The sequence below is a fragment of the Paenibacillus tyrphae genome (genome assembly GCF_027925525.1).
Classification (GTDB): Bacteria; Bacillota; Bacilli; order Paenibacillales; family NBRC-103111; genus Paenibacillus_G; species Paenibacillus_G tyrfis_B.
This window is the reverse complement of the sequence record NZ_BSDJ01000120.1, coordinates 1-266: the sequence shown is the minus strand read 5'-3', so window position 1 is coordinate 266 and position 266 is coordinate 1. Positions and strand designations below refer to the sequence as shown.

The window sequence follows — 266 nt, the reverse complement described above, 5'->3', positions numbered from 1 at the left end:
TATCTTTTCTCGCTCCGCTTGTCTTCGACAAAAGTCACTCCAAAAGATATATACCTCGCGGTATTAACTAGTAAAACTAAGGATGATTCAGCTTTACGCTTTGTTTCGTTATCCAGTTTTCAAGGAACAAATCTTGCTTCGCTGCCGTTTCAGCGGCAGGAAGATTATCTTAGCATGTCCACCCGGCTGATGCAACCATCAACTTTTGGCAAGACGGCCAAGCTTGAAAGGCATTGCACCTTTCAAAACTGAACATGAGTGAGTGC

1 protein-coding gene is annotated in these 266 nt (G+C 43.6%); it reads left to right on the top strand.

Features of this window, described 5'->3' with window-relative positions; translation table 11 throughout:
- A partial coding sequence (locus QMG93_RS35135; protein WP_281944540.1) for a hypothetical protein occupies positions 1-252 on the top strand: 252 nt, incomplete at its 5' end.
- Between the last annotated feature and the right edge of the window lie 14 nt (positions 253-266).